This window comes from Ensifer adhaerens (genome assembly GCF_028993555.1).
In the GTDB taxonomy this organism is placed as follows: domain Bacteria; phylum Pseudomonadota; class Alphaproteobacteria; order Rhizobiales; family Rhizobiaceae; genus Ensifer; species Ensifer adhaerens_I.
Genome location: NZ_CP118610.1, coordinates 1,305,639 through 1,326,920, shown reverse-complemented (window position 1 = coordinate 1,326,920; position 21,282 = coordinate 1,305,639). Strand labels below are relative to the sequence as shown.

General features: G+C 61.0%; 23 protein-coding genes. 9 read left to right on the top strand and 14 right to left on the bottom strand.

All coding sequences use genetic code 11. The features are described from left to right. Window positions 1-32: 32 nt before the first annotated feature. The 5 genes from frr to PWG15_RS06450 all read right to left on the bottom strand — a co-directional run bounded on the left by frr (window position 33) and on the right by PWG15_RS06450 (window position 4,517). A complete protein-coding gene (gene frr, locus PWG15_RS06470; RefSeq protein ID WP_275023618.1) occupies window positions 33-593 on the bottom strand; it encodes a ribosome recycling factor in 561 nt (186 codons plus the stop codon). A gap of 54 nt (window positions 594-647) precedes the next feature. Beyond that, the gene (gene pyrH, locus PWG15_RS06465) at window positions 648-1,370 is read right to left on the bottom strand and encodes a UMP kinase (RefSeq protein WP_275023617.1); all 723 of its coding nucleotides are present in this window, start codon (window positions 1,368-1,370) and stop codon (window positions 648-650) included. 192 nt (window positions 1,371-1,562) lie between these two features. Next, window positions 1,563-2,486, bottom strand: a complete 924-nt coding sequence (gene tsf, locus PWG15_RS06460) for a translation elongation factor Ts (protein ID WP_275023616.1) — start codon at window positions 2,484-2,486, stop codon at window positions 1,563-1,565. A gap of 251 nt (window positions 2,487-2,737) precedes the next feature. Then, window positions 2,738-3,505, bottom strand: coding sequence for a 30S ribosomal protein S2 (gene rpsB, locus PWG15_RS06455; RefSeq protein ID WP_043622167.1), 768 nt, complete (start codon window positions 3,503-3,505; stop codon window positions 2,738-2,740). A 184-nt stretch (window positions 3,506-3,689) separates the two neighbouring features. Further along, window positions 3,690-4,517: a cell envelope integrity EipB family protein gene (locus PWG15_RS06450; RefSeq protein ID WP_275023615.1), complete on the bottom strand. Its 828-nt coding sequence runs from the start codon at window positions 4,515-4,517 to the stop codon at window positions 3,690-3,692. 145 nt (window positions 4,518-4,662) lie between these two features. On the opposite strand from PWG15_RS06450, the gene PWG15_RS06445 reads away from it, so the two are divergent. The 4 genes from PWG15_RS06445 to PWG15_RS06430 are packed head-to-tail and all read left to right on the top strand — an operon-like array spanning window position 4,663 to window position 7,525. Then, a complete protein-coding gene (locus PWG15_RS06445) occupies window positions 4,663-5,130 on the top strand; it encodes a RidA family protein (RefSeq protein ID WP_275023614.1) in 468 nt (155 codons plus the stop codon). 13 nt (window positions 5,131-5,143) lie between these two features. After that, the gene (locus tag PWG15_RS06440) at window positions 5,144-5,869 is read left to right on the top strand and encodes a glycerophosphodiester phosphodiesterase (protein WP_275023613.1); all 726 of its coding nucleotides are present in this window, start codon (window positions 5,144-5,146) and stop codon (window positions 5,867-5,869) included. 4 nt (window positions 5,870-5,873) lie between these two features. After that, window positions 5,874-7,061, top strand: a complete 1,188-nt coding sequence (locus tag PWG15_RS06435) for a GNAT family N-acetyltransferase (protein WP_275023612.1) — start codon at window positions 5,874-5,876, stop codon at window positions 7,059-7,061. A gap of 47 nt (window positions 7,062-7,108) precedes the next feature. Next, on the top strand, window positions 7,109-7,525 hold the full coding sequence (locus PWG15_RS06430) for an HIT family protein (RefSeq protein ID WP_275023611.1): 417 nt from the start codon (window positions 7,109-7,111) through the stop codon (window positions 7,523-7,525). 80 nt (window positions 7,526-7,605) lie between these two features. Here the strand turns inward: PWG15_RS06430 and PWG15_RS06425 are convergent, their stop codons facing one another. The 8 genes from PWG15_RS06425 to PWG15_RS06390 all read right to left on the bottom strand — a co-directional run bounded on the left by PWG15_RS06425 (window position 7,606) and on the right by PWG15_RS06390 (window position 14,602). Further along, complete coding sequence (locus PWG15_RS06425) at window positions 7,606-7,950, bottom strand: AzlD domain-containing protein (protein WP_275023610.1); 345 nt, start codon at window positions 7,948-7,950, stop codon at window positions 7,606-7,608. Next, on the bottom strand, window positions 7,947-8,684 hold the full coding sequence (locus PWG15_RS06420; protein WP_275023609.1) for an AzlC family ABC transporter permease: 738 nt from the start codon (window positions 8,682-8,684) through the stop codon (window positions 7,947-7,949). The genes PWG15_RS06425 and PWG15_RS06420 overlap by 4 nt, the downstream gene beginning before the upstream one ends. Window positions 8,685-8,767: 83 nt before the next feature. Continuing rightward, window positions 8,768-11,284, bottom strand: a complete 2,517-nt coding sequence (gene clpA, locus PWG15_RS06415) for an ATP-dependent Clp protease ATP-binding subunit ClpA (protein ID WP_275023608.1) — start codon at window positions 11,282-11,284, stop codon at window positions 8,768-8,770. Window positions 11,285-11,293: 9 nt separating this feature from the next. Further along, window positions 11,294-11,647: an ATP-dependent Clp protease adapter ClpS gene (gene clpS, locus PWG15_RS06410; RefSeq protein ID WP_043622145.1), complete on the bottom strand. Its 354-nt coding sequence runs from the start codon at window positions 11,645-11,647 to the stop codon at window positions 11,294-11,296. 240 nt (window positions 11,648-11,887) lie between these two features. After that, a complete protein-coding gene (locus PWG15_RS06405; protein ID WP_275023607.1) occupies window positions 11,888-12,244 on the bottom strand; it encodes a phasin family protein in 357 nt (118 codons plus the stop codon). 277 nt (window positions 12,245-12,521) lie between these two features. Further along, the gene (locus tag PWG15_RS06400) at window positions 12,522-12,725 is read right to left on the bottom strand and encodes a DUF3126 family protein (RefSeq protein ID WP_034796738.1); all 204 of its coding nucleotides are present in this window, start codon (window positions 12,723-12,725) and stop codon (window positions 12,522-12,524) included. Between the two features lie 100 nt (window positions 12,726-12,825). Next, complete coding sequence (cysE, locus tag PWG15_RS06395) at window positions 12,826-13,653, bottom strand: serine O-acetyltransferase (protein WP_275023606.1); 828 nt, start codon at window positions 13,651-13,653, stop codon at window positions 12,826-12,828. 163 nt (window positions 13,654-13,816) lie between these two features. Beyond that, window positions 13,817-14,602 (bottom strand): alpha/beta fold hydrolase, encoded by a 786-nt coding sequence (locus PWG15_RS06390; RefSeq protein ID WP_275023605.1) that lies wholly within the window; start codon window positions 14,600-14,602, stop codon window positions 13,817-13,819. 172 nt (window positions 14,603-14,774) lie between these two features. Between PWG15_RS06390 and PWG15_RS06385 the strand changes: the two genes are divergently transcribed. Next, window positions 14,775-15,020: a zinc-finger domain-containing protein gene (locus tag PWG15_RS06385; protein ID WP_275023604.1), complete on the top strand. Its 246-nt coding sequence runs from the start codon at window positions 14,775-14,777 to the stop codon at window positions 15,018-15,020. A 9-nt stretch (window positions 15,021-15,029) separates the two neighbouring features. After that, window positions 15,030-16,193 (top strand): FAD-dependent monooxygenase, encoded by a 1,164-nt coding sequence (locus PWG15_RS06380; protein ID WP_275023603.1) that lies wholly within the window; start codon window positions 15,030-15,032, stop codon window positions 16,191-16,193. Between the two features lie 82 nt (window positions 16,194-16,275). Here the strand turns inward: PWG15_RS06380 and PWG15_RS06375 are convergent, their stop codons facing one another. Beyond that, the gene (locus tag PWG15_RS06375) at window positions 16,276-17,466 is read right to left on the bottom strand and encodes a cystathionine beta-lyase (RefSeq protein ID WP_275023602.1); all 1,191 of its coding nucleotides are present in this window, start codon (window positions 17,464-17,466) and stop codon (window positions 16,276-16,278) included. Window positions 17,467-17,805: 339 nt separating this feature from the next. Between PWG15_RS06375 and PWG15_RS06370 the strand changes: the two genes are divergently transcribed. The 3 genes from PWG15_RS06370 (at window position 17,806) to PWG15_RS06360 (ending at window position 21,279) form a co-directional block, all read left to right on the top strand. Further along, complete coding sequence (locus tag PWG15_RS06370; RefSeq protein WP_275023601.1) at window positions 17,806-18,831, top strand: amino acid ABC transporter substrate-binding protein; 1,026 nt, start codon at window positions 17,806-17,808, stop codon at window positions 18,829-18,831. A 92-nt stretch (window positions 18,832-18,923) separates the two neighbouring features. Beyond that, window positions 18,924-20,117, top strand: coding sequence for an amino acid ABC transporter permease (locus tag PWG15_RS06365; protein ID WP_275023600.1), 1,194 nt, complete (start codon window positions 18,924-18,926; stop codon window positions 20,115-20,117). 4 nt (window positions 20,118-20,121) lie between these two features. After that, entirely contained in the window at window positions 20,122-21,279 is a 1,158-nt protein-coding gene (locus tag PWG15_RS06360) for an amino acid ABC transporter permease (RefSeq protein ID WP_275023599.1), read from the top strand. Window positions 21,280-21,282 lie beyond the last annotated feature (3 nt).

Here is a 21,282-nt window from a genome sequence, read left to right as displayed (position 1 = left end):
GTCCGCGAAAGGAGACTCAGATCACGAGCAGATCAGACCTGCATGATTTCCTTTTCCTTCTCGGCGAGCAAGCGGTCGATCTCGGAAATCGTTTCGTCGGTCATCTTTTGCACGCGCTCGGACTGAGAACGGCTGATATCCTGACCGATGTCGCCATCCTTTTCGGCTTTTTTCAGGTCATCCATACCGTCGCGACGTACGTGGCGCGCAGCAACCTTGGCCTTTTCAGCGTAATCGTGGGCAACCTTGACCAGCGACTTGCGGCGCTCTTCGTTGAGTTCCGGCAGCGGAATACGCAGGTTCTGTCCATCGATGATCGGGTTGAGGCCGAGGTTCGATTCGCGAATGCCACGATCGACGGCGCCGACCATCTGCTTGTCCCAGACCGAAACGGACAGCATGCGCGGCTCCGGAACGGTGATGTTGGCGACCTGGTTGAGCGGCACGCGCGAGCCGTAGGCTTCAACGGTCACCGGATCGAGAACGTTCGCCGACGCCCGGCCGGTACGAAGCGACGCGATATCGCTCTTGAATGCGGAAATGGCGCCATCCATGCGACGCTTCAGTTCCTTCAGTTCAACACCTTCACTCATGGTCGAAACTCCCGTTCTATCATTCGCCGGCCCAAGGGCCGTTCTGCGGCGTTCTTAATTGTCTGTGACGATGGTCGCGCGACCGCCGCCGGTCAAGATTTCCGCGAACCCACCCTTTTCGTGGATCGAGAAGACGACGATCGGAATGGTATTTTCGCGTGCTAGCGCAACGGCGGCAACATCCATGACGGCCAGGCCCTTCTCAAGAACCTCGCTGTGGGTCAAGCGGTCGAAGCGGGTCGCGGTCGGATCCTTCTTCGGATCGGCGGAATAGATGCCATCGACCTGCGTGCCCTTGAAAATGGCCTGCGCACCCATTTCGGCCGCGCGGAGCGCTGCAGCCGAGTCCGTCGTAAAGAAGGGGTTGCCGGTGCCACCGGCGAAGATCACGACGCGGCCAAGCGAGAGATGATAAAGCGTTGCGCGCTGCGAGAAGCTTTCGCAGATTTCCGGCATCGCGATTGCCGAAAGCACGACCGTGTCGATGTCGAGCTTGCGCAGCGAGGTTGCAAGCGCCAGTGCGTTGATGACCGTTGCCAGCATGCCCATGTGGTCGCCGGTCACCCGGTCTCCGCCCTTGGAGGCCACCGCGACGCCGCGGAAGATGTTGCCGCCGCCGACGACGACACCGACTTCGACGCCCATCGCCCGCGCTTCGGCGATGTCGGCGGCGATGCGGTCAGCGACCGCCACGTCGATACCGAAGCCCTGGCTACCCATCAGGGCTTCACCGGAGGCTTTGAGGAGAACACGCTTGTAGATTGGCTCGGCCGGCATCATCGCTCCTGATCAGATCGGTGCGCGTGCGCACGACGACGGCGCACAGCGCATAAGGACATATTGCGCTACCCGGTTTCAACCGCTGCGGAGTAATTTCCGGCGGGTCCGGCGCATTGACGAAGCCGGATACACGAAGGGCACCGCGTTGTCACGCGATGCCCCGAGGTTTTCCCAATATGGCTGAAGAAATCAGCCCTTGGCGACGGCCGCAACTTCTGCGGCGAAATCGGACTCTTCCTTCTCAACGCCTTCGCCGAGCAGCAGGCGAGCCATACCGGTCACTTCGATCGGCGCGCCAGCGAGCTTTTCAGCATCCTTGACGGCCTGGGCGACGGTGATTTCCGGGTTCATGACGAAGGCCTGCGACAGCAGAGCGACTTCTTCGAAGAACTTGCGCATGCGGCCTTCAACCATCTTTTCGATGATGTTGTCCGGCTTGCCCGAAGCGCGCGACTGTTCGATGAAGACGTTGCGCTCGCGCTCGGCGACGGCAGCGTCGACTTCTTCAGAACGGATCGCCAGCGGGTTGGTCGCAGCGATGTGCATGGCGACCTGACGGCCGACCGAGTAAAGCACTTCCTTGTCGCCAATCGACTTCAGCGCGACGAGAACGCCGAGCTTGCCGATGCCGTCGCCAGCAGCGTTGTGGATGTAGGTAGCGACAACGCCATCTTCCACCTGCAGCAGGGCTGCGCGACGCAGCGTCATGTTTTCGCCGATCGTGGCAATGGCGTCCTTGATCGTCTCGTCGACCGACTTGCCGGTTGCCGGGTAGTTTGCGGCCGCAATGGCTTCGACGGAGCCGTCGGTGGTGAGCGCTACGTTTGCAACGCCGCGGACGAGTTCCTGGAAGGCTTCGTTGCGGGCAACGAAGTCGGTTTCGGAGTTGATTTCGACGACAACGGCCTTGACGCCGCCGCTGACGATGCCGATGAGGCCTTCGGCAGCCGTGCGACCCGACTTCTTGTCGGCCTTCGCGATACCCTTGGCGCGCAGCCAGTCGATCGCCGCTTCCATGTCGCCGTTGGTTTCAGCAAGTGCCTTCTTGCAATCCATCATGCCTGCGCCGCTCTTTTCGCGCAGTTCCTTCACCATTGCTGCAGTCACAGTCATCTTTTTTGCCTCTTTGTCTGTTTGGCGGGCGTTGCCCGCGCGTGGCGCGATGCCAGGAGGTTTGGCAGGGAATGGCTTTTCAATGTGACACCATGATGAACGCGTCATCGTGGGCGCTGCCCGGATCCAACGACCCGAACGGATCGCGCCATTCCCGGCTGAAAAGAACAAGGCCGTTCAGACTTTCATCACAAACGGCCTTGTCCCGACATTTCATTGGGGCGGCAGGGTTAGCTGCCGCCTGGGGCCGATCAGGCGTCGGAGGCCTCGTCGAGCGCCGGCTCGACCGGAGCTTCGGCAGAGGCGCCGAGGTCACGGCCCGATGCGCCCTGCTGGCGCGCGATGCCGTCGATGGCAGCGCGAGCGATGAGGTCGCAGTAGAGAGCGATGGCGCGCGATGCGTCGTCGTTGCCCGGGATCGGATAGTCGATCTGGTCCGGATCGCAGTTCGAGTCGATCACGGCGACGACCGGGATGCCGAGGCGCTTGGCTTCGTCGATCGCGATCGATTCCTTGTTGGTGTCGATGATGAACATCAGGTCCGGGGTGCCGCCCATGTCGCGGATACCGCCGAGTGCGCGGTTCAGCTTCTCGCGCTCGCGCTCGAGGTTCAGGCGTTCCTTCTTGGTGAAGCCCGAAGCTTCCGAAGCGAGGATTTCGTCGAGCTTGCGCAGGCGCTGGATCGAGTTCGAAATCGTCTTCCAGTTGGTCATCATGCCGCCGAGCCAGCGAGCGTTGACGTAGTACTGGGCCGAACGCTTGGCAGCGTCAGCGATGATTTCCGAAGCCTGGCGCTTGGTGCCGACGAACAGAACGCGGCCGCCGTTGGCGACGGTGTCGCTGACGATCTGAAGCGCGCGCGACAGCATCGGTACGGTCTGAGCGAGGTCGATGATGTGAACGTTGTTACGATCGCCGAAAATGTACGGCTTCATCTTCGGGTTCCAGCGGTGCGTCTGGTGGCCGAAGTGAACGCCAGCTTCCAGAAGCTGACGCATGCTAAAATCAGGCAATGCCATGCCTTTTTCTCCTTTTCCGGTTGAACCTCCGCGAAGCGTCGAGCATGGTCTTTCGACTTGCCCACCGGCGGAACGATCCGGATTTCTCCCGGAACATCCCTTGCTTCACGTGTGGAATGGGCAGCCCCTTAACCTCAACCGCCCAAGAAATCAAGACGCGAAAGCCGCTTTTCGACGGGATTGGCTATTTGCAGTCCTCGGAATTGAAGACTTCGAGGTCCGCGAGCTTTCCGCTGAGGACAAAATCGCCGTAGTCCATCGTCAGGTCGCGGGTGATTCCGTTGTCATAGAGCTTGAACGACATGCGGTAGATCGGCAGCGCATCGCCGCTCTTGTCGTCGTTGAAATAGGAAATCGTCACCGGCCAATAGGCTTCGCCGCCGAATTTGCCAGCCTTGCCGGCATCCGGCTCATCGGCAGTGGGCTTGCGCGATTTGCCGACAAAGGTCGAGGTGATCAGTGTCTTGTCGCCCGAATCGGAACCGTCGAAGATCCGCGCCTCAAACAGGCTTTCCCCCTTCTTCGCCCGCGAGATCACTTCCATCATATGGGCGGTCGGGAAACGGCTGGCCGCGAGTTCCACTTCGCGCTTGTCGGGCGCGGTCAGTTCCACCTTGACGCCGCTCTTGTCCTCATGCGCCGTTCCACGCACTTCCTTGTCCAGCTTCTCGTCTGTGAAGGAGCGTGTCAGGAAGCGGAAGTTGCCCGTCTTCAGATCCTCATAGGTGGTCGTCTGCTGATCCGTGAGGCGAACCTCCTCCCCGGTGTCGACCTGGGTGACGAAGCGGAAGCTGACCGTGTAGCCCTCGCAGGCAGAGCCATTGAATTCATAGACCATGCGGCCGTACATTCCGGCAATGCCTGAACGATCCGACGCATCCTTGAGTTCAAGATCATAGACGGCGCGATGCGGCACGAGGACATTCGCACTCGCCGCCGTAGCACCCGACGCCGTCATGACGGCGAAACAAACGCTGCCCAGGGTGACGAGACCGAAGCCTTTATGAAACATCCGTTTCCTCCTGTTGGACTCGCCGGCAATGCTATAAACAAGCGTTCGGCAGAAGCGAGGCGGTGCTTGCAGGAAAAAGCCGGCGCCCGCCGCGATCCGGCCTGAATGCAGGATTTTAACACAAAAGACAACAATGGAGCCTTCCATGTCTGCAGAGATCGAAACGCGCCTCAAGGACCTCGGCGTCACTCTTCCCCAGGCTGCGACCCCGGTCGCAAACTACGTGCCGTACGTGATCAGCGGCTCGATGCTCTACATCTCCGGACAGCTTCCGATGGAAGACGGCAAAGTCGCCGTGACAGGCATTGTCGGCAAGGATGTCGACGTCGCCCGCGCGCAACGGGCGGCCGAACTCTGCTCGATCAACATCCTCGCACAGGCAAAATCCGCGCTCGGCGGCGACCTCGGGCGCATCCGTCGTCTGGTAAAGATCAACGGCTTCGTCGCTTCGACGCCTGAGTTTGTCGAGCAGCACCTCGTCATCAACGGCGCCTCCAATCTGCTGGCCATCGTGCTCGGTGAAGCCGGCAAGCACGCCCGCGCCGCCGTCGGCATGGCCTCCCTGCCCTTCAACGCCGCCGTCGAGATCGACGCCGTCATCGAGATCGCCTGATTAGGTGCCCACCATGGCTGATATTTCCTGGCTGAAAGCCCAACCGATTGCCCATCGCGGCTATCACGACATGAACAGAGACGTGTGGGAGAACACGCTTTCGGCTTTCTCCCGTGCCGTCGACGCCGGTTTCGCCATCGAGTGCGACCTGCAATATACCGCCGACAGCATCCCGGTCGTCTTCCATGATGACGACACACAGCGTCTCTGCGGCATCAAGGGCGACGTGCGCTCGCGTACCGCCGGCGAGCTCGGCCTGATGGCGATCGGCGGGACGAAGGACAAGGTGCCGACGCTGACGCAAATGCTGCGCCTGGTCGCGGGCAAGGTGCCGCTCGTCATCGAACTCAAGGGCCGCAAGGGCGACGACGAGGGCTTTGCCGCCGCCGTTCTGGAGACGCTCGAAGGCTACAAGGGACACGTCGCCCTGATGAGCTTCGATCATTGGCTGCTGAAGGACCTGAAGGCGCTCGACGCGCCCTACCCGCTCGGTCTCACGGCGGAAGGCGCCAACCCGGAAACCTTCTTCGTGCACGAGGAGGCGATGCAACTCGGGCTCGACTTCATCTCCTACCATTACGGCCACCTGCCGAACTCGTTCATCACCAAGGAGCGGACACTCGGCAAGACGATCATCACCTGGACCGTGCGCGACCGGCAGGCCGAGGCCTACACTTTCGCCCACGCAGACCAGATGACCTTCGAGGGTTTCGACCCGCGGGAGGCCCTGGTTTCCTGAGCTGATGTCAGACGCCGTCACCATCCGCATAGCCCAGTCCTTCGCCGATGTGCCGGCAGCACGCTGGAACGTGCTTGCCGGTGCGTCGAAGGCGCATCCCGGCGGCGTCTACAATCCCTTCCTCTCGCATGCCTATCTCTCGGCTCTCGAGGAATCTGGATCGGCAACCGCCAAGACCGGCTGGCTCGGCCAACATCTGCTTCTCGAGGGGGCGGACGGGCATCTGCGCGGCGGCCTTGTCTGCTACCTGAAGAACCACAGCCAGGGTGAATATGTCTTCGATCATGGCTGGGCCGACGCTTTCGAGAGGGCGGGCGGGCACTATTATCCGAAGCTGCAAAGCTCCATTCCCTTCACGCCGGCCACCGGACCGCGACTGCTTGCGGCGCCGGGTGAAAACCAGGGCGCCGTTCAGGATGCGCTCGCCGCGGGGTTGAAGGAGCTTGCGCGCAGACACGATGTCTCCTCGGCGCACGTGACCTTCGTGCCGGAGGCTGAAATGCCGGCGCTCGAGCGGGCCGGCTTCCTGCATCGCACCGACCAGCAGTTCCATTTCACCAACGAAGGCTACGGATCGCACGCCGATTTCCTGGAAACCCTGGCCTCACGCAAGCGCAAGGCGCTCAAGAAGGAACGCAGGGCGGCGCTCGAAAACGGCATCTCGATCGACTGGCTGACCGGCAGCGACCTGACGGAGGCGATCTGGGACCAGTTCTTCGCCTTCTACATGGACACCGGCGGGCGCAAGTGGGGCCGTCCCTATCTGACACGCGCCTTCTATTCGCTGATCGGCGAGCGCATGGCCGACGATATCCTGCTTGTGATGGCGCGCCGCGACGGCCGCTACATTGCCGGTGCGATCAACTTCATCGGCGGTGACGCGCTCTACGGCCGCCACTGGGGCTGCATCGAGGACCACCCATTCCTGCATTTCGAGGTCTGCTATCACCAGGCGATCGACTTCGCGATCGCCAAAGGGCTGAAGCGGGTCGAGGCCGGCGCGCAAGGCGAACACAAGCTTGCGCGCGGCTACATGCCGGTCACCACGCATTCCGCGCATTTCATCACGCATCCGGGGCTCGCCCGCGCGGTCGGCGACTATCTGCAGCGCGAGCGCAGGGATGTGGAGGAAACCGGCGAGATTCTTGCAGAACACGGGCCTTTCCGCAAAGGTGAGCGGCAAGACGACTGAACGACCTTTCAGCCGAGCTCGGCCCGTGCCGATTTATGAGGAAGACAATGAGCTACGACGACAACAACATCTTCGCCAAGATCCTGCGCGGCGAAATTCCCTCGCACCGCGTTTACGAGGATGACGCGACGATCGCGTTCATGGATGTCATGCCGCAGGCAGAAGGCCACTTGCTCGTCGTTCCGAAGGCGCCCTCGCGCAACTTGCTCGATGCCGATCCGGCGACGCTGCCGGCGTTGGTCGCCACCGTACAGAAACTGGCGGTCGCAGCGAAAGAGGCCTTCGACGCCGATGGCGTGACGGTCATGCAGTTCAACGAGGCACCGGCCGGACAGTCTGTCTTCCACCTGCACTTCCACGTCATTCCGCGGCGCGCAGGCGTGCCGCTGAAGCCGCATTCCGGAACGATGGAAGATGGCGCAGTGCTCGCGGCCAATGCCGAAAAGGTTCGGCAGGCGCTGTAGTCTCGCCCGCACTCGATAACCGACACTCCACGAACTGATGATTGAGCCGGCACCTCGCCGGCTCTCGGCTCAGGCTTCGTCTAAAAGCCCAGCCACCAGAGCCCCAATGCGAGCCCTGCGATGGCGGTCGCTATTCCGATCGCCGGCTTTCGTCCCAGTAGAAAGAAAGCGACAGCCCCGAGTGCAACGGACCCCACACGCAGCCAGAGCGGGGATTGTTCGAGCACACCCGTCGGATAGAGGATGAGCTTTGCGATGACCGCGGCGACAAGGGCGGTCGCGACTGCTCTCACCCAGTTCAGCGCCTCGGAATCATCCCGCAGCTTGTTGCCGGCAATGACGCCCAGCCAGCGCCAGATGTCGGTTGCCAGCCAGCCGGCGATCGCGATGAAGGCATAGGCCCACCAACCGTCATGCCAACTCATGCGCTGACCTCCTTGCGCAGGCGCCAGAGGCGCTCGAGCAGCCAGGCGAGCGTGCCGCCAACCAGGCCGGCAAGCAGGATGTCGAATTCCGGAAACAGCCAATAGAACAGCGGCCCGCCGACAAGGCCGAACAGCAGCGCCACGTAGACGACGGGGTGGCGCGCCGAATGCCAGATCGATGCGAGAAAATAGACGGGCGTCAGGAAGAAAAGGCAGCCGGCGACGATTGGCGGGAAGTCCGCGACGAAATGGTAGACGACGGCGACCAGCAGCATGTTCGCCGCGACCAGCGTGATGCCGAAGCCGGCAAAGAAAGCGACGCGCCGCTCACGCGGGACCTTCGGCACCTTCTCCATCGCGAACACCCAGGCGGTGATGGCGACGAAATGCGACAGGAAAAGGAGCAGCCACGTCGGCGTTCGCGATGTGCGCAGTTCCGGGACGAGCGCCGCAACCATCGGCATCAGCCGGACGGAAGACAGCGAAACGGCCAGGAAGGCGGCCGCCAGGTTCGCGCCGCTCATCATCGAACTGACAAGAATGACTTTCGCCGGAAGCGCCCAGACCATGCCGACCATGAAGACGACCTGTTGCACCGGAATCCCAGCTTGCGCAGTCAGCGAACAGAAGCCAACGAAGGACAGCATGAGGATGAAGGCCGGCAGGCTGAAGATGCCGCGCATACCTCTCCCGAACCAGGCGAGCGATGATTGCTCGTCTTCTTCCCTATCCATTGGCAATTCCGGATTGTCTTTGATTCAGAAAAACGGTGCCGGATGGTTCGCATCCGGCACCGTCGAACATCTCTTGCGAGGGGCTACTTCTTGCGCGGCACCTTCGGCACCGTGCGACCCTTTCTCGGAGCCGCGTCGCCTGCCCCGGCCTCGCCGTCGGAGGATGCCTTGGCGGCTGCCTTCTTCGGCTTGGACTTCGGTGCAGGCTCGGCGCCCACTTCTTCCTTGTCCTCGGCCTTCTTCGGTTTGGCCGCCTTCATTGCTGGGCGCGAAACCTCCGCCTTCGGTCTGATCGGCGTCGTTTCCGGAACAGCGTCAAGCAGCAGACCCTTGGTGCCATCGGCCTTGGTGCCGATCGACACCCTGACGACACCGCCCTTCTTCAGCTTGCCGAAGAGGATTTCATCGGCGAGCGGCTTCTTGATGTTTTCCTGGATGACGCGGGCGAGCGGCCGCGCGCCCATCTTCTCGTCGTAGCCCTTCTCGGCGAGCCAGGCGATTGCTTCGGGCGCGAGGTCGAAGGTGACATTGCGCTCGGCGAGCTGGGTCTCCAGTTGCATGACGAACTTCTGCACCACCTGATGGATGACCGGGGTCGGCAGCGAAGCGAAGGGAATGACCGCGTCCAGACGGTTGCGGAACTCCGGTGTGAACAGGCGGTTCAGCGCCTCTTCGTCTTCGCCCGTACGCTTGGATGAACCAAAGCCGATGGCGGCCCGGGCCATTTCCGATGCGCCGGCATTGGTCGTCATGATCAGGATGACGTTGCGGAAGTCGATCTTCTTGCCGTTGTGATCCGTCAAGGAGCCATGATCCATGACCTGCAACAGGATGTTGAACAGGTCCGGATGCGCCTTCTCGATCTCGTCCAGCAGCAGCACGCAATGTGGATGCTGGTCGACGCCATCGGTCAGGAGGCCGCCCTGGTCGAAGCCGACATAGCCCGGAGGTGCACCGAGCAGACGCGAAACCGTGTGCCGCTCCATGTATTCCGACATGTCGAAGCGCAGGAGCTCGACACCGAGCGACGTCGCAAGCTGCTTGGCGACTTCCGTCTTGCCGACGCCGGTCGGGCCGGAGAAGACGTAGCAGCCGATCGGCTTGTTCGGTTCCCGCAGGCCGGCACGCGCCAGCTTGATCGAAGACGCAAGCGCTTCGATCGCCAGGTCCTGGCCATAGACGACCGACCGGAGTTCCTTTTCGAGATTGGCGAGAACGGCCTCGTCGTCCTTCGAAACGGTCTTCGGCGGGATGCGCGCCATCGTCGCGATCGTCGCCTCGATCTCCTTTTCGGTGATCAGCTTGCGGCGCTTGCTTGCCGGCAACAGCATCTGAGCCGCACCGGATTCGTCGATCACGTCGATCGCCTTGTCAGGCAGCTTCCGGTCGTTGATATAGCGGGCCGAAAGCTCGACGGCTGCCTTGATCGCCTCGTTCGAGTATTTCAGGTGGTGATATTCCTCGAAGTAAGGCTTCAACCCCTTCATGATCTCGATCGCGTCGGCAATCGTCGGCTCGTTCACGTCGATCTTCTGGAAGCGTCGAACCAGCGCCCGGTCTTTCTCGAAGAACTGGCGGTATTCCTTGTAGGTGGTCGAACCGATGCAGCGGATCGCACCGGAGGAGAGCGCCGGCTTCAGCAGGTTGGACGCATCCATGGCGCCACCGGAGGTGGCCCCAGCGCCAATCACCGTATGGATCTCGTCGATGAAGAGCACGGCGCCCGGATAGTCCTCAAGCTCCTTGACGACCTGCTTCAGGCGCTCTTCGAAATCGCCGCGATAGCGCGTGCCGGCGAGAAGCGTGCCCATATCCAGCGAGAAGATCGTCGCATCCTGCAGTGCTTCCGGCACCTTCTTTTCGATGATCCGCTTGGCAAGACCTTCGGCGATCGCCGTCTTGCCGACGCCGGGGTCGCCGACATAGAGCGGGTTGTTCTTCGAGCGGCGGCAGAGCACCTGGATGGTCCGGTTCACCTCCGCGTGGCGCCCGATCAGCGGGTCGATCTTACCGGACTTCGCCTTTTCGTTGAGGTTGACGCAATAGGCCGTGAGCGCGTCCTGCTGCTTCTTGGCGCCACTTTCCTCGGTGTCGCGCGAAGGCTTCTGCTCGGATTCGTGATCATCGGTGCCACGCACCGGCCGGGACTCGGAGCTGCCGGGGCGCTTGCCGATGCCGTGCGAAATGAAGTTGACGGCGTCGTAGCGCGTCATCTCCTGTTCCTGCAGGAAATAAGCGGCATGGCTTTCGCGCTCGGCGAAGATGGCAACCAGCACATTGGCGCCGGTCACTTCCTCGCGCCCGGACGACTGGACATGGATGACCGCGCGCTGGATGACACGCTGGAAACCAGCCGTCGGCTTGGAATCTTCGTCGTAGCCGGTCACGAGATTGGAAAGCTCGTTGTCGACATAATCCGTCACGGTCTTGCGCAGCGTCTCGAGATTGACGTTGCAGGCGCCCATCACGGCCGCCGCGTCGGCATCATCGATCAATGCCAGAAGCAGATGCTCGAGCGTGGCGTATTCATGGTGGCGCTCGTTGGCAAAAGTCAGTGCCTGGTGTAGCGCCTTTTCGAGACTGGGCGAAAATGTTGGCACGTTAGTTCCTCATTTCTTTTCCATGACGCATTGCAACGGATGCTGATGCTGCCGGGCAAAATCCATCACCTGCGTCACCTTGGTTTCGGCGACCTCATAGGTGAAGACGCCGCATTCTCCCACGCCATGATTGTGGACGTGAAGCATGATGCGGGTCGCCTCTTCCGGGTTCTTCTGAAAGAAGCGCTCCAGAATGTGGATGACAAACTCCATCGGCGTGTAATCGTCATTCAAAAGCAGAACACGATACAAACTCGGCTTTTTGGTCTTCGGCTTGGTACGCGTGATGACGGACGTGCTGCGGTTGTTGCCGTTTCCCTCGTCATCGCTACCTTGCTGCATCCGGACCGGCATGGCGATCATTCTTGTCAGTTCCTTGTACAGCAGCGACCCCACTGAACTTGGCCGCAGCGTGCTTGCCCTTTATCTAATGGTTCGTTTCCAGATTTTAAGACCGAACCAACGCACTGCAATCATAATCGCACGACCGCGCGCAAGATTGATCAACTTTCTTCGGGCTGCTCACAGCTAAAGCGAGAAAATAAAAGGGCCGGTCGCAATCGCTGCGACCGGCCCTTGAGAAACGTGCTCTGTGCTCAGCGATCAGGCGGCGGCAGCGGCGGCCTTGACTGCTGCCGTTGCCTTGGCAACGGGCGCCTCGTAGGGCTTGTAAGCGTCCTTGGCGAGATCAGCGTACATTTCGCCGATCTTCGTAGCCTCGGCGACGAAGCCTTCGTAGCTCGCCTTGATGAAATTGGTCTGCAGTTCGAAAGCAGCTTCGACACTCTTGATGCCGGACAGCTTCTCGACGTGCGCAACGCCATCTTCAAAGGACTTCTTGGAATAGTCTGCAGCTTCAGTCGCGATAGCCTGGAGACCCTTGGTCCAAGCGGAATAGCTCTTTACAGCCACGTCAATGGCTTCTTTGCTCTTCTTGTTTGCATCATCGAAGTTGAACATCCGGTGTCTCCTTAGTGACGGCCTGATCTGGAGGCTTCAGTTTATGTGCACTGCACAAAAAGTCAAGACGAGTGTGCGACGCAATAAAATACAACGGATGCAACAACTTGATGAAGAAATGCTGGCAAACGCAAATTTCCGTCGGCCCTTGCCGAAGACCGAAGATGAAAATGGCGAGCAATCGCCCCGAACGCCATCAAATCTTCGCCAGAAACAATAAACCCCGAAAATCGCAGGGATTTTCGGGGTTTGCTACTTTGTCGTCCGTCGTCAGGACTTAGAGGTCGATGTCGAGGATCGCCATGGAGAAGTTGTAGGAAAGCTCGCCATCTTCCTCATCGCGGAAAACGACACCGAGGAACTCGTCACCGAGATAGACTTCAGCGGACTCGTCCTTCTTCGGGCGAGCCTTGACGACCATCTGCTGGTTGAAGGTGCGCTTGAAGTAGGCTTCAAGCTTGCGGATTTCTTCGGGCTTCAAAACACGTCTCCGTAGCCGTTTATCTGTGCGGCGCTTCTCGCACGCTGCATCGCCGGGTGTAAACCCCTCGAAAGAGGCTTACGCACCGGTTCCCGTATGTTCAGATATCGAAGCTGCTCAGGATCTGGTCCATCTGACGCGAGGGCTCGGAGCAACCGGCCTCACCTACCACCTTTGCCGGCACGCCTGCGACCGTCGACTTCGGCGGCACCGGTTTCAAAACGACCGAACCGGCAGCGATACGCGAGCAGTGGCCGATATGGATGTTGCCGAGGATCTTGGCACCGGCGCCGATCAGTACGCCATCGGCGATCTTCGGATGGCGATCGCTGCCTTCCTTGCCTGTGCCGCCAAGCGTCACGCCGTGCAGAATGGAAACATTGTCACCGATCACGGCCGTCTCGCCGACGACAAGACCGGTGGCGTGATCAAGGAAGATGCCACGACCGATGCGGGCAGCCGGGTTGATATCCGTCTGGAAGACGCTCGATGCGCGGCTCTGCAGATAGAACGCAAAGTCCTTGCGGCCGCGCTTTAGCAGCCAATGGGCCAGCCGGTGCGTCTGGATGGCATGGAAGCCCTTGAAATAGAGCACGGGCTCGATGAAGCGGGTGCAGGCAGGATCGCGGTCATAGACCGCCTGGATGTCGACGCGCAGAATGGTTCCCCATTCCGGCCAATCCTCAAGCATCTCCGAGAAGGTCTGCCGCAAGAGGTTCGCCTGAAGGTCGGGGTGATCGAGCCTCTCGCAGATGCGATAGATCACGCTTTCTTCGAGAGAGTGCTGATTGACCACCGTCGAATAGAGGAAGGCCGCAAGCATCGGATCCTGCTCGGCTGCCACACGGGCTTCCTCACGCAGGCTGTTCCAGATCGGGTCCATCACCTTCAACGCTTCCGTCTGGCGAAGTTCGGTCTTGGCGACCATCGTCGCTCTCCTTCCTGTCCGTCCTACAGTCACTATAGGGGAAATCCGGTACGACTTAAATGGCCCGGCCTCAGTTCCACCCTCGGTCGAACACCTCGGAAGCGGGCAAGCGTACGGTGCTTCCCGCGTTCCGTCTCGTTCGGGAACTTCCTTGTTTCGTCGTCTAGGCGTGCCCCACTTCCTCGAGGAACTCGAGCACGGCCTTCTTGAATACCCGGTCACCCACGGCGAGCATATGATCCCTGCCCGGAATATCAAGCGCGCGCGCGTTGGGCATCAACGCCGCCAGCTCCTGCGGCGAGCCGGCGATATCATCCGCTGTCCCGACACCGATCAGGGTCGGCGCGTCGATGCGCCCCATATCCTCAGGTGTCAGCAGATCGCGCGAGGTCGAAATGCAGGCCGCAAGTGCCTGCCTGTCGCTCTTGGTCTGGTCGGCAAAGGCGCGGAACATGCGACCACGCGCATGGGTCACGACGTCGAGGGAAGGCGCCACCAGAGCATCGGCGATCGGGTCCCAATCCCCCACCCCCGTCACCATGCCGATGCCGAGACCGCCGAAGACAAGAGAGCGTACCCGGTCGGGATGTGCTAGCGCCAGGAAGGCCGCGATGCGCGCGCCCATGGAGTAACCCATCACGTGCGCTTCGGCGATGCCGAGATGCCTGAGAAGTGCTGCCGCATCGCCGGCCATCTGCTGCGGGTGGTACAAAGCCGGATCGTAGGGCTTGCTGCTCTTGCCATGCCCGCGATTGTCGAGCGCGATCACGCGGTAGCCGGCATCGCCCAGAGTCTTCAGCCAGCCCGGGAAAACCCAGTTGACGTTGGCGCTCGAGGCAAACCCGTGAATGAGGAGAATGGGTGTGCCTGCCGGATCGCCTTCGTCGAAGAAGGCGATCTCCAGACCTTCATGGGTAAAGCGGGAAAACCGCGGCGGATTGAGATCCATCTTTTTATCATCCTAGGGGGTATCGATCCGGCGCAACCTAGTTCGTCGCTCTGGCGAGTGAAACCCCACACTGGCAAAAACCACAGCTGCGGCGTGTTTGCCGCTACACTTTTGCAGCAAAGCTCACTATGGTGCCGACAACTTTAGAGACTTGCATTCATCGGAGCATGACATGGCCGGCCACAGCATCCCGCACTTCCAGAACGACGGCGGACATCAGGCAATCGAAATCGGCGTCAAGGAATTCATGTGCACCGGCGCGTCCGTTCCGTACGATCACCCGCACATCTTCATCGACATGGGTGACGACAACGAGAAAGTCTGCTCCTACTGCTCCACGCTTTATCGCTACAATCCGAAGCTGAAGGCGACGGAAACCAACCCGCCCGGCTGCCTCTTCGCCCACAAAGCCGCCTGATAGGCCACGATGTCGCGCCCCGTCGCGATCATCGGCGCCGGCATCGGCGGGCTTACCGCTGCGCTTTGTCTTGCGCGGCGCGGTTTCGAAGTCGACATCATAGAACGGGCAACGGCGCTGAACGAAGTCGGCGCCGGTCTGCAGTTGTCGCCGAACGCCTCACGCATCCTCATCGAACTCGGCCTGCTTGCGGAACTCGAAGGCTACTGGAGCGAGCCGGAGCGTATCGGCCTGGTGGACGGCGTATCCTTGAGCCCTCTTGCCAGCGTATCGGCCGGCGCTTTCGCTCGTCGGCGCTGGCACGCGCCCTATGCCGTCATGCACCGCGCGAGCCTGCAGAAAGTGCTGCTTGCCGCCGTGGAGGCAGAGCCGCGCTGCCGCCTGCAACTCGGATGCCATATCGACAATCCTGATGAGCAGACCATCATAAGACTGACGGGACGGCGTCCGGACATCATCGTCGGCGCCGACGGGATCTGGTCGCGATTGCGCAACGGCGTCCCCGGCGCCGGTCACGTACGGTTTTCAGGCAACGTTGCCTGGCGCATGACGCTTGCGCGCGACACGGCGGCCGGCATTCTCAAGCCGAACCAGGTCACGGCGTTCCTCGGCCCTCGCGCCCATCTCGTGGCCTACCCGTTGCGGGAAGTTGACGGCTTCAATCTCGTCGCCATCATCGAGGGCAAGGAGACCGACGCCGTCTGGGTCGGCAAGGATTCGGGCAAGCGGCGCCAGGACTGCCTGAATGCCTTCTCAGGTTGGAATGCGGACATCCGCTCGCTGCTCGACAAGGCTGCCGCCCCCACCTACTGGCCATTGTGCACAGTCGACGACGGCGCCTGGCAAGACGGGCGAAAGACCGTGCTGATCGGCGACGCGGCCCATGCGATGACGCCCTTTGCAGCGCAGGGCGCGGCCATGGCGATCGAGGACGCCTTCGAACTTTCCGACTGCCTGGCGGCCGCCATCGATATCTCCCAGGCGCTGGCTGCATTCGAAGCGAAGCGTCGACCACGCATTGCCCGGGTCCGCCGTCGCGCGGCGTTCAATCACTTTGCCTACCACGCACGGGGGCCCTTGCGCCTGGGCCGCGACATCGTCCTGAAACTCAAGGGGCCGGATGCGCTCGCCGCAGACCTTGACTGGCTCTACGGCTACGGCGCCCAGCGCTGAATGCGGACAGGCGACTGCGCGCGACACAGATTTCAATCATCGATGGATGAGGCGCCGCGAGTGAATGCGGCGCCTCAAGCCGTCAAACGGCGTTGGCAGCCGCCAGGCCCGCTTCGATGTCGCGACGGATATCCGGCACGTCCTCAAGCCCGATCTGCAGGCGGATGACTGGCCCCTCGCACGGCGCCAGCGCGACCTTGCGGTCTCCAAGCCCGACATGGAGCGCCAGGCTCTCGAAGCCGCCCCAGGAATAGCCTAGCCCGAAGAGTTTGAGCGCATCGAGGAAGGCGTGCGCCTTGGCCTTGAAACGATCCGGATTTTCCGCCTTCAGCACGAAGGAGAAGATGCCGCTTGCGCCGCTAAAATCGCGCTTCCAGAGTTCGTGGCCCGGGAAGGTCGGCAGCGCCGGATGCAGAACACGGGCGACTTCGTCCCGCGTTTCGAGCCACTGCGCCAACCTCAAGGCGCTTTCCTGGTGACGTTCGAGGCGAATGCCCATGGTCCTGAGGCCGCGCAGAATCTGGTAGCTGTCATCGGGCGAGACGCAGATGCCAAGCGTGACCATCGCTTCCGTCAACTCCGGCCAATGGGCGGCGTTTGCCGACACGGTGCCGAAAAGCACGTCCGAATGTCCCGAGGGGTACTTGGTGGCCGCGTGGATCGATACGTCGACACCATGGTCAAGCGGTTTGAAATAGACCGGCGTCGCCCAGGTGTTGTCCATGGTGACGACGCAGCCATGGCGATGGGCGGCGTCTGCGATGGCGCGAATGTCCTGCATTTCGAAGGTGTTCGAACCCGGCGCTTCGGTATGCACCAGGCGCGTGTTCGGGCGGATCAGGTTTTCGATCCCGGCACCGATCATCGGATCATAGTATTCGACGGTGACGCCAAGACGCTTCAGCATCGTGTCGCAGAAATGGCGCGTCGGGAAATAGACCGAATCGACGATCAATGCGTGGTCGCCGGCCGAAAGGTAGGCAAGGAACGGCACCGTTACGGCAGCCAGGCCCGAGGGTACGAGAATCGTTCCGGCGGACCCCTCGAGTTCGTTGATCGCGTCGCAAAGCGCATCCGTGGTCGGCGTTCCGCGCGTCCCGTAGGTGTATTTCTGCGCGCGCGTTTCCATCGTCTTCGCATTCGGAAACAGCACGGTGGATGCATGCACCACCGGCGGATTGACGAAGCCGAAGTAGTCGGAGGGATTGTTGCCGCTATGAGCGAGACGGGTGTTGATCCCCACCTTGCCATTCACATTGCCACTGTCTGCCATTGCATATTCCGCTTCTGATTTTGAAAGCGAAACTCTTCGATCGAGCCACAACCGCGGTCAAGTGGCAAAAATCATGGAGTGTCGTTTTGGTCGTCGTCAGGCGGCACTTGGCGATTTTTCGCCCAGGGCCTGCCCATTCCCCCCAAAAACTGCCTAACTTTCTGGCTTGTTTCGGGTTTTTCACATGCAAAACCAGAAAATCGGCGGCCTCTCTTGACCCTCATGGAATTTGAGCATGAGATAGCCAGCACTCGCGCCAGGAGGGTGGCGGAGGCTGCCCGCGCTAGGAGACGCGCTGGTGCAGACGGGAACTAACGACAACAGAAAAAGGTTCTAAAAATGGCAAAAAGAATTCTGACAGCTCTCGTTGGCGCTGCTGTCATGGGGATTGGCACACAGGCGGCTTCGGGCTCTACTCTTGATGACGTAAAGGCCAAGGGCTTCGTCCAGTGCGGCGTCAACACTGGTCTCGCCGGCTTCGCGGCACCGGATGCTTCGGGCAACTGGAGCGGATTCGACGTCGATTACTGCAAGGCAATCGCCGCCGCGATTTTCGCGGATGGCAGCAAGGTGAAGTATACGCCCACTTCGGCCAAGGAACGCTTCCCGGCACTCCAGTCGGGCGAAGTCGACGTCCTTGCACGTAACACCACATGGACGATCAACCGCGACACCGCGCTTGGCTTCAATTTCCGCCCGGTCAACTACTATGACGGCCAGGGCTTCATGGTTCGCAAGAGCCTGAACGTCAAATCGGCCCTCGAGCTTTCCGGCGCAGCTGTCTGCGTGCAGACCGGCACCACCACCGAACTCAACCTTGCCGACTACTTCAAGGCGAACAACCTTCAGTACAATCCGGTCGTCTTCGAAAAGCTCGAAGAGGTCAACGCCGCCTATGATGCCGGCCGTTGCGATGTCTACACGACCGACCAGTCGGGCCTCTATTCGCTGCGTCTGACACTGTCGAAGCCGGACGATCACATGATCCTGCCGGAAATCATCTCGAAGGAGCCGCTCGGCCCGGCCGTTCGCCAGGGTGACGACCAGTGGTTCGATATCGTCAGCTGGGTTCACTACGCCCTGATTCAGGCCGAGGAATTCGGCGTGACGCAGGCCAACGTCGAAGAAATGAAGAAGTCCACCAACCCGGACGTCCAGCGCTTCCTCGGCGTCGAGGCTGACAGCAAGATCGGCACCGACCTCGGCCTGACGAACGAATGGGCCGTGAACGTCATCAAGGCCGTCGGCAACTACGGCGAAGTCTTCGACCGCAACATCGGCGCCGGCAGCCCGCTCAAGATCGAGCGCGGCCTCAACGCTTTGTGGAACAAGGGCGGCATCCAGTACGCTCCGCCGGTCCGCTAAGCGATCATTTCAAGACCGGGGAAGCGGGACACCGCTTCCCCATCCCAACGATAAAAACACCCAAAAGGGTGAAAAGGGGAAAGAGGCATTGCATGGCGATTGGCGTCACAACTACGCCTGAGAAAACGAAACCGTCCGGGTCGATCATCAACGATCCGCAGGTCCGCGGGATTTTTTATCAGGTCATCACCCTCGTCGTTCTCGCGGCCTTCGTCTATTGGGTCGCCGACAATACGATCGAGAACCTCAAACGGGCGAATATCGCTTCCGGTTACGGCTTCCTGAACGGGCGCGCCGGTTTCGACGTCGGGCAGTCACTGATCGCCTATACCAGCGATTCCACCTATCAGCGCGCGCTCGTCGTCGGCCTGCTCAACACGCTGCTGGTCGCCGTCTGCGGCATTGTCACCGCCACCGTCATCGGCTTTGCGGTGGGCATCGGCCGCCTGTCGCACAACTGGCTGATCGCCAAGCTGTCGCTCGCCTATGTCGAGATTTTCCGCAACATCCCGCCGCTGCTCGTCATCTTCTTCTGGTACAGCGGTGTTCTGGCGATCCTGCCACAGCCGCGGGAATCGGCGGCACTGCCGCTCAACATGTTCCTCAACAACCGCGGCCTTGCCTTTCCCAAACCGATTTTCGGCGATGGCTCCCTGTATACGGTTCTTGCCTTCCTCGTCGCGATCGTCGCCTGCTTCTTTGTGGCGCATTATGCGCGCAAGAAACAGGAAGCCACCGGACAGCGTTTCCCGGTTCTTTGGACGTCTCTCGGCCTGATTATCGGCCTGCCGTTGCTGACGTTCCTTGCCACGGGGTCGCCGATCACGTTCGACGTTCCGGTTGCCGGCAAGTTCAACCTCACCGGCGGCTCGGTCATCGGGCCGGAGTTCCTGTCGCTGTTCCTGGCACTCTCGTTCTACACTGCCGCCTTCATCGCCGAAATCGTGCGTGCCGGCATTCGCGGCGTGTCAAAGGGGCAGACGGAGGCCGCGCATGCGCTCGGCATCCGCCCGGGCCTGACGACGCGCCTCGTGGTTGTTCCGCAGGCGCTCAGAATCATCATTCCGCCGCTTACCAGCCAATATCTGAACCTGACCAAGAACTCTTCGCTCGCCGTTGCGATCGGCTATGCCGATCTTGTGGCAGTCGGTGGCACGATCCTGAACCAGACCGGTCAGTCGATCGAGATCGTGACGATCTGGATTGTGGTCTACCTGTCGCTCAGCCTCGCGACGTCGCTGTTCATGAACTGGTTCAATGCCCGCATGGCCCTGGTGGAGAGATAAGACGATGAGCACACCCCAGGCAACTTTCGTACGCGCCTCGATGATCGAGGCTTCCGCCCCGCCGGTCGCAGAAGGCGGCATCGTCCACTGGGCGCGCGAGAACCTATTCGCCACTCCGAAAGATACGGTGCTCACCCTAATCGGTGCGCTTGCGCTCGCGTGGTTCCTGCCGCCGGCAATCCAGTGGCTGTTCATCGACGCCGCCTGGACCGGTGGAGGCCGTGGCGTCTGCGCCACGGTTGCTCAGGGAGGCTCGCAGCCGGAAGGCTGGAGCGGCGCCTGCTGGGCCTTCGTCAATGCGAAGCTCGACCAGTTCGTTTACGGACGCTACCCACTCGACGAACGCTGGAGGCCGACCCTGGTCGGCATCCTCTTCATTCTTTTCCTCGTGCCCATGGCGATACCGAAGGTCCCTTACAAGAGCCTCAACGCCATCCTGCTGTTCGCCGTGCTGCCGCTCATCTCGCTGATCCTGCTTCCGGGCGGGTGGTTCGGGCTGACGTTCGTCGAGACCCCGCTTTGGGGAGGCCTGATGGTGACGCTGATCCTGTCGTTCGTCGGCATCGCCGTTTCGTTGCCACTCGGCATTCTGTTGGCGCTCGGCCGACGATCGCACATGCCGGTCATCAAGATGCTCTGCACCGCCTTCATCGAGTTGGTGCGCGGCATTCCGCTGATCACTGTCCTGTTCATGGCAAGCGTCATGCTGCCCTTGTTCCTGCCGCAGGGCGTCACCTTCGACAAGTTTCTGCGCGCCTTGATCGGCGTGTCGCTCTTTGCCTCGGCCTACATGGCCGAAGTGGTGCGCGGCGGTCTCCAGGCCATTCCGAAGGGGCAGTATGAAGGCGCCGATTCCCTCGGCCTCAGCTTCTGGCAGAAGATGAACCTCATCGTACTGCCACAGGCGCTGAAGCTCGTGATCCCGGGCATCGTCAACACCTTCATCGGCCTGTTCAAGGATACGTCGCTGGTATCGATCATCGGCATGTTTGACCTGCTCGGTATCGTTCGCTTCAACTTCACCGATGCCAACTGGGCCTCCTCGGTCACGCCGATCTCGGGGCTAATTTTCGCCGGCTTCATATTCTGGCTTTTCTGCTTTGGTATGTCGCGCTATTCAGGCTTCATGGAACGCGTTCTCGACACGGCCCATAAACGATAAAAT